Below are 12,030 nucleotides of genomic sequence, written 5' to 3' on the forward strand. Positions count from 1 at the left end.
TGGATATGGAAACTCGAATCTATTAGCGTACTCTAATTTCGAGCCTAGGAAGGTGACGAAACATGATGATAAAAACAGCAGATTTATGTGATGTATATAGCGAATACATAGACATATGTGAACCGCTATTCCGCTCTTATGGAAAGAAGCAATGTTTTTATGGACCAATGGCAACGCTGAAGGTGTTAGATGATAACGTGCTTGTAAAGAAGGCTTTGGAAACTTTACCGGCAGGCACAGTTCTTGTTGTAGATGGTGGGGGCTCCACACGCTGTGCGCTTCTCGGTGATAATTTAGCAGTCATTGCAGCAGCACGACAACTTGCTGGTATTATTATAAATGGCTGTGTAAGAGATGTTGCTGAGCTAAAGGAAGTTGAGCTTGGCATTTTCGCACTTGCAAGTATGCCCAAAAAAAGTAAAAAGGAAGGAAAGGGAGAGGAAAATAGACCGCTCTCATTTGGGGGGATTGAATGGTATCCTAATCATTATGTGTATGCCGATGAAGATGGTGTAATCGTTTCTGATCGCCTTCTTGTTGAAGAATAAATGAATAGAAGACAGAAGTGAATACGAGAGCGCTGCCGTGGCAGTGTTCTTTTCTTTATAGTAAGGAAGCACCCTCGTAGTCTTATAGCCCACTTCCGTTTTTTAAAAATATAAATCGACAAATATAAGAAAAGATAGTAAAATGAAGAGCGGAATTTCGGATATTGTGACGAGTTCAGGTCGTAATGGCTCTGCCATTGCGTTAAATGGGAAAGATTTGGTGAAAATCCAACACGGTCCCGCCACTGTAAGTGAAGAGGCTTTTTGTTGCGCGCCACACCGTTTTTTGGGAAAGCGCAAAAATGGTTAGCGATACACGAGTCAGGAGACCTGCCTAAGCTTGAACGCCAATAAACCTACGAGGCATAGGGAGGTGTTGTGCACAGCAAAGTCTAACATTTGGTATTCTGTTGAACATTGCTTACGCATGCCCTGTATAGAGGGCCTTTTTTTATGACTTTTTTTAAAAGAGGGAGACAAGGTACATGAGACAGTTGAAAAAATGGATGATCGTATCTCTTACAGCGATACTGCTAGTTGCTGTATCTTTTGTAAATACGGTACATACGGTATTTGCAGAAACGGCAAATACGATTACGCTTGCGGTAGTTGGGGATGCGGAGCGAAAAGTGATTTTATGCCCGAAAGAAGTGGCAGTGCAGCCGGATGAAACCGCATTGGATGTATTAAAGAGAGAATTTCCGAATGGTATCGTTACGGAGCAGTCATCTTTTGGAGAGTATTTAACTGGAGTTGATGGTCTTCTTTCAGGGGGAGAGAAGCCAAACAGCTACTGGTCATTTGAAGTAAATGGAGCAGCTGCGAATGTTGGAGCTGATGCATACAAGGTACATAGTGGTGACACTGTCGCATTTCGTTATGTAACAGATTGGAACGTAGGATTAGGGAATAAAACACTTGAAGAGAGCATTGCAGAGCTTGGTGGATGTGAAGAGCAAAGCGAACCAGCTCCTACAACCCCGGATCAACCAGGACAATCAGGTCCAACGGATGGTAATTCCGAGCAACCAGGACAAACAGATCCGACGGACGGTGAATCTGGGCAACCAGGGAAAACTGATGAGGACTCTGCACCTGTTTTAATGGAAAGTGTGAATAAGACAATTGATAATGCAGTGCAATTTATGCTAAGCAGAGAGCTACAAAGTGATTGGGAAGTAATTGGAGTATTGCAGTCCGCAGCGGCTGTTTCTGATGAAGCGAAAGCAACTTATTTAAAATCTTTAGAAGATCGTGTAAATACGAGTGCGCGACTTAACAATATGGCACTTGCTAGAACGATTTTAGCAATTAATGCGCTTGGAGCAGATCCAACGAATTTTGCAGGACAAAACCTAGTTTCTAAGCTTTATAATGATGAGACAGTGGGCAGTATTAATTCATATATATATGCGCTGCTTGCGTTAGATAGCAGAGATTACGAGATTCCGAGCGATGCAAAGTGGACACGTGATAGCTTAATCTCAGAGATTTTGAAAGAGCAGCATGCTGATGGCGGTTGGTCTTTCAGTAGTGAAACAGGTGATCCAGATATGACAGGCATGGCATTAACAGCACTGGCTCCTTATAAGAGCCGCGCAGAAGTAAAACCAGCAATTGACAATGCAGTAAGTCTATTAAAAACATTACAAACGTCAAATGGCGGATATGAGTCTGACGGAGTAGAAAATGCTAACAGTGCAGCGCAAGTGGTAACAGGCTTAGCTGCAATTGGAGTGGATCCAGCAGGAAGTGAATTTACAAAGGATGGACATACTCTTATTCAAAATCTACAATCCTTCCAATTATCAGATGGAAGCTTTAAATGGTTAAGTACAGATTCAGAAAGCAGTTCTCTTGCGTCAGAGCAAGCTTTATATGCTCTTGTTCAATATAAGTTCTATACAGAAGGAAAAGGTTCTATCTTCCACTGGACAGGCAATCCGGTTTCTGTCGATAATGGAAGCGCTGAAGAGACAGCTAGTGAAGATAGTGAGTCTTCTAATGAAGTAGTCACAGTAGTCACTGAAAGTCCAACTGCGTCAGCTGAAGCACCATCTACAGAAAATAATACGGATACAGAGGAAATTGTTACGGTGTCGTCATCGAAAAAAACAACAACAACTCCTGCATCAGCTGCGTCAGCTTCCAAAAAGCAAAAGCTGCCAGATACAGCTATGTTTGGAACGGAAACAATTGTGATGACTGCAGCAGGTGCAGTCCTTATGACTGCAGGGGCTATTCTTTGGAGAAGAAAGAAGGCCGCATAATTTTATAACCAACATGATTAGGAGCAAGCACTTGCTCCTAATTGCTTTTAGAAAGGTATGTGAAGATATGAGACATATAAAATATTTTTTTTCTATTATGGCTGTACTCGTTCTTTTGACAGGCTGTTCTGCAAAGTCTGAAACGAGCGGAAACAAGAACAAAGAGGACAAAGAGACAACTGTTGATGCTACGGATGCTACAGAACAAGCGCAAACAGAGGAAACGCAACAAGCAGCGCAAACACCTACAGAGACAACAGAACAGTCGGCTGATCCGTCTGAAGAAAGCAGGACAGCAGAGGATACTAATAAAGCGGCTCCTGCAAACACAGTTGCTTCTGCAAACACAGTTGCTTCTGCAAACACAGTTGCTTCTGCAAATACAGTTGCTCCTGCAAATCAGACGCCTTCCTCAAATGCAAATGCAGCCACTTCTGCAAATCAGGCGCAGGAGGGCAGCAGTAAACCAGCAGCGTCTACACAAACGCCGGCTTCCCAACCTTCCCAAGGATCGGCAGCATCCCAGTCTTCTCAAGTAGCAGTGGCGCCAGCGCCAGCTCCTGCCCCAGCTCCTGCCCCAGCTCAAGCTGTATCCGAACCGCAGCAGGAGCAAAAGAAGGAAACAGCTATGGTTACTCTTTCAATACAAGATAACCAAACGACAGTTCTTTCAAAAACAACAGTTGAATTGCAGGAGGGAGATACAGTATTTGCTGTACTGGCGCGTACTGTGAAGCAAAAGGGAATTCAAATGGAATATACAGGGGCAGGTCAGAGTGTTTATGTGCAGGGAATTAATAACTTGTACGAAATGGATCGCGGTCCGAATAGCGGCTGGAGATATTATGTAAATGGGGTAATCGGTAATAGAAGTGCGGGTGCTATTAAATTGTCTAAGGGTGATCAAGTAGAGTGGCGATATACAAATGATTACAAAAAGGATGGTCAGTGATAAAGATGAAGTCAGCTTTTTCTTCTGTGCATCCAATCGTCAGCCTTCTATATTTTATAGGCGTTGCTGTGATGAGCATGATGCTTCTTCATCCGGTGTTTTTAGCTACATCAGTTTGTCTGCTGCTGCTCCTAAACATATTGCAGGGCAGTGGTGCACTCATGAAGAAGATGATGATGGCATCAATTGGCATGGCAGTCATTGTTGCAATTGCTAATCCGCTATTTACACATCGAGGAAGCACCATGCTGTTTTATCTGTTTGATAATCCAGTGACACTTGAGGCGACTCTGTATGGTATTACGATGGCGCTGTCATTTTTAACGATTTCCTTCGCGTTTATTTCATACAATGCGACGATTTCAAGTCATAAGTTTCTCTATTTATTCTCACGTATTTCCCCGAAGGCAGCGCTTTTAACGATGATTGCGATTCGATTTGTTCCTTTGTTTTTGAGGAGATTGTCCTATATTACGCTTGTTCAAAAAACAAAAGGGGTACAACTTGAAGCGGGTTCGCTTCGAAGCAGAGCGCAAAATGGAATGAAGCTGTTGTCCGTATTGCTCGTTTGTTCGTTAGAGGAAGCATTGCAAACTGCTGATTCTATGCAGGCACGCGGTTTTGGAACAACCAAACGAAGTGCATACATTCGATATCGTATGGCTCGAAGAGATTGGTTCTTGCTTTCTATCTTTATCATTCTTCTGTTTTTCTGTGTTGTAGGTCCGATATTCGGGGCGGGAGTTTTAGCAATTTATCCAAAAGTAGAGCCGCTTGCTTTTCAAACAAAAGACGGTGTGTTATACACCGCCTTTTGTTTGTATATAAGTGTTCCTATTATAATAGAAGGAAGGGAGTGGGCATGGTGGCATATGCAGAAATAAAACAGCTTTCTTTTCAATACGCAAATGAGGAACGCCCAGCCTTATCTTCTGTCTCATTATCCGTTGAGCAAGGAGAGTTTGTTGTATTGGCTGGTAGATCTGGCTGTGGTAAAACGACCTTGTTGAAGCATTTCAAAAAGGAATTGCAGCCTATCGGCATGCGAACTGGAGAACTGTTTTACAATCAAATGCAGCTAAAGGATGTACCGAGTATAACATCCGCGCAAGAAATTGGAATGGTGTTCCAAAATCCTGAAAATCAACTTGTAATGGATACGGTTATACAAGAGCTCGCCTTTTCACTTGAAAACATAGGTTGTAGTACAACTGTGATTCAAAAACGAATTGCGGAACTTATTAGCTTTCTTGGCTTTCAGGATTTACTGCATCAATCTGTCCATACGTTGTCAGGAGGGCAAAAACAGCTCGTGAATTTGGCAGCTGTTCTTATTTTGCAGCCGAAGCTGCTTTTGTTGGATGAACCGACAGCCCAGCTCGATCCAATTGCAGCGAAGGAATTTTTAACATTGCTGAAACGTATTCACGAAGAGCTTGGTATGACAATTATTGTCAGTGAGCACCGTTTGGATGACATCCTTCCATTAGCAGATCGTCTCGTATTTATGGACGGAGGAAGTATCATTTGCGAGGGGACTCCAAAGGAAGTAGTGGAACAGCTATGGGTACAAGAACCATTCCGTTCGTATATTCCGCAAATCCCCCGTTTGTTTTTGGAATGGGGGAGCGAAGATGTTCCATTTACCGTACGCGATGGTCAAAAAACTCTTCCGGTTTTAGCGAAGACCCTGCACCCGCTTGAGAAAACTAATCCTCGCCAAGGAAAGGAATTGTTTCGGGCACAAGCGATAACGTTTCAGTATGAAAAAAATGGAGTATGCATTTTAGATGATTTAGCTTTTTCGGTTCAGCAAGGTGAATGGGTTGCTCTTGTGGGGAAAAATGGAACAGGAAAGTCGACGCTTTTAACAGTATTAGCAGGATTGCAAAAATCCAGAAGAGGAAAGGTGTTCCTTGATGGAGAGCGTCTTGATAAGATTCCTCCGGCGAAACGCTATAAGCAAATCGGCTACGTGTCGCAGCAACCTTACTATCATTTTACACATGATACTGTTTGGGAGGAATTATACAATCGTGCTCAAGAATTAGGTTATGAATATTCGGAACAAGCAGCTAGAGAAATGATGGAACGTTTTTCCCTCTCATTTTTAAGTGGACGTCATCCGCATGATTGCAGCGGCGGAGAGCAGCAGCTAATTGCTATTTGTACAGTGCTTCTTTCCAATCCGCGCATCCTCCTTTTAGATGAACCGACTAAAGGACTCGATCCTGAAAAAAAGGAGAAACTGGGGGGATTGTTCCAACAGCTGCAGCAGGATGGTACAACCATTTTGATGGCAACCCATGATGTGGAGTTTGCGGCTAGGTTTGTCAATCGATGTGTACTTCTATTTGACGGGCAAATTATCGCTGAAGACACACCTCGTCGCTTTTTCAGTGAAAACTTTTTTTATACAACAGCCGTAAATCGCCTTGTTCGCAAACAGCTTCCAGAGGCATTAATATGGGAGGATGTGGTACAATCGTGTCCAAGTGGTCTTCTCTCTTCATTATAGCTGTGGTTGCTGTTTTTGTAGGGGTTCTTGCCTTTTCCGCTTTTGTTACGGATCGTTATTTCTTGTGGCTAAGCTTATTGCTTCTTATCCTGGTGATGCTGCCATTTTACGTTCGGTTTGAAAGAAAGGCCTTTTCCTCAAGAGAGATTGTTCTTATTGCCGTTCTTGCTGCGATTGCCGCTATTAGCCGCGTACCGTTTGCGCCGCTTCCAAGTGTACAGCCAACTTCCTTCGTTATTATTGTATCAGCCATTGTGCTTGGAAAGGAGGCTGGATTTCTTATTGGAGCAACAGCTGCTCTTGTGTCTAATTTGTTTTTGGGGCAAGGACCGTGGACATTGTGGCAGATGTTTTCCTGGGGATTAATGGGACTGACAGCGGGGTTGCTCGGTCGAACGTTTATTCTGCAAAACAAGTGGGGGCGTATACTGTTTGGGTTTGTATGGGGATTTTTATTTGGCTGGATTATGAACCTCTCTTTTTTACTCACGTTTTTGCAAGAAATTACATGGGTTACTTTTCTCGGTGCTTATGCGGCCAGTGTGTATTTTGATTTGGCACATGCACTTTCGAATGTTTTTTTTCTTGGATTGTTTAGTACACAATGGATTAAGGTACTAACGCGTTTTAAAGGAAAGTATGGTTTATTAGATGAAGGGAAGGAGCAGGTTAGATGATCTCGATAAAGTTACCACGTGAGCAGAAGGAAGAGCTTATTCAAGGAATACAAGAGTATTTCGAAAAGGAAGGACTTGAAGCAATCGGGAATTTGCAGGCTGAAAGTTTGTTAGAGTTTTTTCTTCAGGAAGCAGGACCATATGTGTACAATCGTGCAGTTGAGGATGCCAGAAGGGCAGTGTTAGAGCGGATGCAGGCTATTGAGGATGATTTATACACGTTGCAGCGGCCTGTGCATCGTTAGCAGATGGAGACTTTCTCCATCTTTTTTTATACTTTCTTTTGTCAAGATATTATGATCCGTTAGCTGGTAGAACTGTGTTTTTTTGTATTGTAAGGAGCATAGGGGAATATGAGGTTAAACTATAAATACAGCTTTGCTCTCTCAAGCCTAAGTTTTTTTGATAAATAAAAAAGACCACTCAGCCATGAAAACTAAGCGGCAAAAATGATTAGGGATTCAAAGGAACGCGTTCCTTACAAAATGATTATATATGTATATTATCGAAATTACACATGTGTTGTCAGGAAATCTGACAATGTTTTTGAAAGGAGCTAAGGTACATTTTGGATTCTTTCTACAATTGAAGATGTTTGTATGTTAAAAAAACAGTGATAGTATATTTTGCTAATTTTTGAATTGTTGGATTAAAATCCCAAATAAGAAAAGACCGCTTAACAAGGCGAGTTAAGCGGAAAGAAAATATGGTCATGGTCATAGATTATGAAGAAAAATACCTTCTTTGCTATTATAGGATAGGATAGCTTTTTGACGGGATTTGTTGTCAGAAAATCTAACGGTTTTTTTAGAAGAGAAAGGACTGTTGGATTGTTTTGTCAAAATCTCTACCGAGGAAGTAAGGACAAGGAGCTGTAAGATGAATTATATAAATAAGATTGTTATGATAACAGGAGCTGCAAATGGGATTGGTAGAGCTATCAGTGAGATGTACGCTGAAGCGGGTGATATTGTAATCCTAGTGGATAAAGATAAAGAAGCGGGAGAACGGACGGCTGCTTTCTATCGGGAGCAAGGATACCAAGCTTATTTTTATGAGGTTGATTTGCGAGGGATTGCTAATATTACCGAGTTGTTTGCTTCCGTTCAGAGTGAATATGGAAAAGTGGATGTATTGATTAATAATGCTGGTCTGAGTAAATTTAAACCGTTTTTGGACCTGACGGAAGAGGATTGGGATGAGGTGCTTCATGTGAATTTGCGTGCATTGGTATTTGCATCTCAGGAGTTTGCAAAGCAAAACAGAGGGTGCTCCTATGGAAGAATTATTAATATTGCATCGACACGTGCGTTTATGTCTGAACCTCATTCGGAGGCATATGCTGCTTCAAAAGGGGGGATCGTAGCGGTCACACATGCGCTTGCCTTATCTTTGGCAGAAGAAAATATCACAGTTAATTGTATTAGTCCTGGTTGGATTCAAACGATAGGTTATGAGGAGTTGCGGGAGCAGGATCATAGACAGCATCCATCACGTCGTGTTGGCAAACCTGCTGATGTTGCGCGTGCTTGTTTATTTTTAACAGAAGAACAAAATGATTTTATCAATGGGGAGAATATTATATTGGATGGAGGGATGACGAAGAAAATGATTTATGAGGAATAGATTCTTCAGTCCATGAATATGGATATATCGTGTAGAGTCGCGACTACATACTTTTAGTTTGCCTCCATTGCACTTCTTATAAAAGAAGTGCTTTTTTCGTTGGATGTTGCTTACGCGCTGACATAAAATCTTCATTTTCTGGAGGATGGAACATTATGGTTGGGTGATATAATGAACATATATAAAACGAAATGGCTTGAGGTGGCAGTTTACATGAAACCGATTATCCCGACCCAACATGGAGCTTGGGCTATGTTGTTTATCCCGTTTATTATCGGCATCGCTGCTGGAAGTCCTACATTATATCATCTTCCTTTACTGCTCGCATGGTTGTTTGTTTATTTAGGTACATATCCGCTTCTTATGTATATCAAACAGAGACGTAAGAAGCATCTGCTGCAATGGGCTCTTACTTATTTTGTGGCGGCCCTTATTTTTGGTAGTATTTCACTTATGCATGAATGGCGAATTGTATATGCAGCAGTTATAATGCTTCCATTGTTTCTTGTGAATGTATGTTTTGCAATAACTAAGAATGAGCGAGCGCTGCTAAATGATATCGCTGCTATTATTACATTTTCATCTGGCGGTATGATGAGTTATTATTTTGGAACGGGCATCCTTAACCAAACAGCATGGTGGATTTTCACTTTATGCTTCTGTTATTTTGTTGGAAGTACATTTTATATGAAAACGATGCTCCGTGAGAAGCATAACCCAATCTATCGAATCGTTTCGTGGGGCTATCATGCGCTGTTAATCATCGGGATGATTATGCTTTCTCCTGCACTAGCTATTGCATTCGTACCAAGTCTTGTGCGGGCTATCCTGTTTTATGGCAAGAATATGCCGGTCTTAAAGGTCGGTACTTTAGAAATTGCGAACTCTGTTTACTTCTTCTTTGTCATTTTGCTTATGGTAAACAAGCTGTGAATAGATACCATACCTTCTTGCTGAAATAAGTGAGAAGGCAGTTTTATGTTAGGCTTCAGGAGGGTCTGATTTGTTGGAGCTTTATGGCTGTTCATAGCCAAACTATCTTCTTTACACTGTAGGAAAGCATAAATTTCCAGCTAGAAGGTCATTCGACGTAGTCGGAAATTTTAGGAACACAGTGTAAGTGCAACTACGCCTCTGTCTTCGTCCAAAGGCAGGGCTCGCCAGTCGGCGAGGTTTCTTTACACTTTAAGAAAGTATAAATTTCTAGCAGGGAGCCCATTCGACGTAGCGAGAAATTTTAGGAATACAGTATAAGTGCAACTACGCTTCTGTCTTCGCCCAAGGGCAGGGCTCACCAATCAGCGAATTTTCTTTAAAGTCACAAATTCCTAGGCCTTTTCATATGATGGGCACAGGAGGATGACAACGCATGAGGAAACGTAAGAATAATGCAAGCATTGCGTGTTATATTGCGATGTGCGAGTATAGAAAAAAAAGAAGAGGGCATCTTTCGCGGGAAGCAGCCAGAGTATTGAAAATGCTTAAACGCCCCTATTCATAAAAAACACCCGATCCTGTTTGGGGATCGGGCGTTTTTTATATTGTAGGAAAGTATAAACTTCTAGCTACAAGTCATTCGACGTAGTCAGAAATTTAGCGAGTTTTCTTCAAAAAGGATAATTTGTGCTGCCTGTCTTATTTTTGTGATAAAATTTGGGCTGTACTGTCACATTGTTGAAGTGCGCTCTCAACAGAGTGAAGAGATTGTTCAATGCGCTGACGGTTGTCGGCTTCTTCTACTGTTTGTAGTGCATTCTGTAGGCAGCTTCTTGCTTGTTCTAGCGCGCTGCATGAATCTTGAACGTGACCTCTTGCATTCTTTTGCATATTCTATGCCTCCCTTGTATGAGATACATATGTAGTATGGGCTAAACCGTAAGGGCATATAACCTAAGTGTTTGGGAATATCAGAGGGGAAAGTGAGTATTTGAAACGGCATGATAAGAGAAAAAAGAAAAGACTGCATAAAGCAGTCTAACAAAATGGTGCTGAGTGTGTAGTGTTTTATTCAAATAAAAAGACACCTTCGCCAAAAGGTGCCGGCTGTTTCTGTCATAAAAGACTCGCTTTTTGACAAGGTATAGATTATCATGGTTGAATTTACTTGTCAAAAGGGAATATGTGGAGCTATTTTTTGTGCTGAAGATTATACGGATTTTGTTTGGGTACGCTCTTGCATATCAGCGAAGGCCTTATGGGCTTATCAATACATAGAGCTTTGAGAGCAGCCGTTAACGGACAGGATGGCAGCGGCTGTTATAGATGCTGGAAATAAGCTCTGGCTCATACCTTTTCTAAATGTATGGATTAGTATGAGCCGTTTCCCGTATCCAATTATTCATAAGCAGGAGAACTTTTAAGTGGTATCTCTTCTTAATGGAATGAAGAAGGGGAAGGATAAAGAAAGGGGGTGAATGATTTGCAAGTAATGCCAAAAAAGAAAAAATTTGAAGTGCAGCCGGATGAATCGATATCAAGCTGCATTGAAAGAATGGAAAGAGAAGGATATATCCCAGCGCGACGCACGGAGGAGCCGGTTTTTCAGGAAGTGGAACGAGATGGGGAGATGGTCATAGAGCCGTGCGGGAGACGAATTACATTTGAAGGAAAGTTAAAAAGCTAGGGGACCCCTAGCTTTTTATTACACCTATGCTTTATTTCTTCATTATATATTCTGTCTCTTAGGAAGCGAATCTTGTGTAGAAACTCTAGGGTAGTTTGCCTTGAGAGAAACTACCTTTCCATTATATTGGGTACGAAACACAAGTAAAAATAGATTTTTAGGGAAAGGGCCTTGAATTTCTACAGGATGCTAGTGCAGATATAATTAAATAATGATACAATGATTGTAAACGTTTTTTTAGTTATCTATTCAGATGTATAACCTACAAACAGGGGGAACGATATGTCCGAAACTTTTCAATCGAACAATTTGCTCACAGAAGAAGACAATCAAGCATTGATGGAGGCTATCGGAGATGCTGTGATGCAGGCAATTAAAACCGGAGATTCTGTTTTTGTTTCCTTTCCTAGATACAATTTAATATTGATGGTTGTGCAGGAGGACTTTTCGATTCAAAGCTCGTTATTTCTGTTGTCAGATTGTGTGAAGAACGAGGAGGGACAACTGCAACTGCCAATGCCGCCTTTATACGCAGGTCGCCGTCACATTATGAATATTGAGGATTTTGAAGGTTATTATAATGAAGAGGCAGTAAAACAGTTAGAGCCCAAGATTGGACAAGCATTATTTTTAATTATGAACCTTTTGCGAACAATTCAATTAGGATCCGGTGTATATTAGAAAAGCCAGCTGTTCACAGTAGGCTTTTCTAGCATAATTTATTGCAAAATGGATAGGTGGAAAAAAGTATACATAGATAGTAATGTATTATGGGAATTTATAAAAGGTGAAACTTAGGATAATGTCCTGCTGTTT

At 41.4% G+C, this 12,030-nt stretch carries 12 protein-coding genes and 1 riboswitch; of the genes, 11 read left to right on the forward strand and 1 reads right to left on the reverse strand.

Features of this window, described 5'->3' with window-relative positions; all coding sequences use genetic code 11:
* Window positions 1-65 precede the first annotated feature (65 nt).
* The 9 genes from rraA to EP737_RS01550 all read left to right on the forward strand — a co-directional run bounded on the left by rraA (window position 66) and on the right by EP737_RS01550 (window position 9,524).
* Complete coding sequence (gene rraA, locus EP737_RS01510) at window positions 66-548, forward strand: ribonuclease E activity regulator RraA (protein ID WP_129726662.1); 483 nt, start codon at window positions 66-68, stop codon at window positions 546-548.
* 160 nt (window positions 549-708) lie between these two features.
* Window positions 709-900: riboswitch (cobalamin riboswitch) on the forward strand.
* Window positions 901-1,033: 133 nt separating this feature from the next.
* Window positions 1,034-2,818, forward strand: coding sequence for a DUF4430 domain-containing protein (locus tag EP737_RS01515; RefSeq protein WP_129726166.1), 1,785 nt, complete (start codon window positions 1,034-1,036; stop codon window positions 2,816-2,818).
* Window positions 2,819-2,915: 97 nt separating this feature from the next.
* The gene (locus EP737_RS01520) at window positions 2,916-3,770 is read left to right on the forward strand and encodes a DUF4430 domain-containing protein (protein ID WP_205650854.1); all 855 of its coding nucleotides are present in this window, start codon (window positions 2,916-2,918) and stop codon (window positions 3,768-3,770) included.
* A 5-nt stretch (window positions 3,771-3,775) separates the two neighbouring features.
* Window positions 3,776-4,654 carry an energy-coupling factor transporter transmembrane component T gene (locus EP737_RS01525; RefSeq protein WP_129726663.1) on the forward strand — a complete coding sequence of 293 codons (879 nt, stop codon included), beginning with the start codon at window positions 3,776-3,778 and terminating at the stop codon, window positions 4,652-4,654.
* Window positions 4,633-6,288, forward strand: coding sequence for an ABC transporter ATP-binding protein (locus EP737_RS01530; protein ID WP_129726168.1), 1,656 nt, complete (start codon window positions 4,633-4,635; stop codon window positions 6,286-6,288). The genes EP737_RS01525 and EP737_RS01530 overlap by 22 nt, the downstream gene beginning before the upstream one ends.
* Window positions 6,258-6,965 carry an ECF transporter S component gene (locus tag EP737_RS01535; RefSeq protein WP_410776985.1) on the forward strand — a complete coding sequence of 236 codons (708 nt, stop codon included), beginning with the start codon at window positions 6,258-6,260 and terminating at the stop codon, window positions 6,963-6,965. Before EP737_RS01530 ends, EP737_RS01535 begins: the two co-directional genes overlap by 31 nt.
* Entirely contained in the window at window positions 6,962-7,210 is a 249-nt protein-coding gene (locus EP737_RS01540) for a DUF2164 domain-containing protein (RefSeq protein WP_129726170.1), read from the forward strand. The genes EP737_RS01535 and EP737_RS01540 overlap by 4 nt, the downstream gene beginning before the upstream one ends.
* 634 nt (window positions 7,211-7,844) lie before the next feature.
* On the forward strand, window positions 7,845-8,591 hold the full coding sequence (locus tag EP737_RS01545; RefSeq protein WP_129726171.1) for an SDR family NAD(P)-dependent oxidoreductase: 747 nt from the start codon (window positions 7,845-7,847) through the stop codon (window positions 8,589-8,591).
* 213 nt (window positions 8,592-8,804) lie between these two features.
* Complete coding sequence (locus EP737_RS01550; protein ID WP_129726172.1) at window positions 8,805-9,524, forward strand: YwiC-like family protein; 720 nt, start codon at window positions 8,805-8,807, stop codon at window positions 9,522-9,524.
* 702 nt (window positions 9,525-10,226) lie between these two features.
* Here the strand turns inward: EP737_RS01550 and EP737_RS01555 are convergent.
* Window positions 10,227-10,418: a hypothetical protein gene (locus tag EP737_RS01555; RefSeq protein ID WP_129726173.1), complete on the reverse strand. Its 192-nt coding sequence runs from the start codon at window positions 10,416-10,418 to the stop codon at window positions 10,227-10,229.
* A 601-nt stretch (window positions 10,419-11,019) separates the two neighbouring features.
* Here EP737_RS01555 and EP737_RS01560 point away from each other — a divergent pair.
* Together EP737_RS01560 and EP737_RS01565 are read left to right on the forward strand one after the other, a co-directional pair.
* Window positions 11,020-11,214, forward strand: a complete 195-nt coding sequence (locus tag EP737_RS01560; RefSeq protein WP_129726664.1) for an NETI motif-containing protein — start codon at window positions 11,020-11,022, stop codon at window positions 11,212-11,214.
* Between the two features lie 282 nt (window positions 11,215-11,496).
* Window positions 11,497-11,895 carry a hypothetical protein gene (locus EP737_RS01565; RefSeq protein ID WP_129726174.1) on the forward strand — a complete coding sequence of 133 codons (399 nt, stop codon included), beginning with the start codon at window positions 11,497-11,499 and terminating at the stop codon, window positions 11,893-11,895.
* Window positions 11,896-12,030 lie beyond the last annotated feature (135 nt).

The organism is Ectobacillus funiculus (assembly GCF_004138295.1).
Classification (GTDB): Bacteria; Bacillota; Bacilli; order Bacillales; family Bacillaceae_G; genus Ectobacillus; species Ectobacillus funiculus.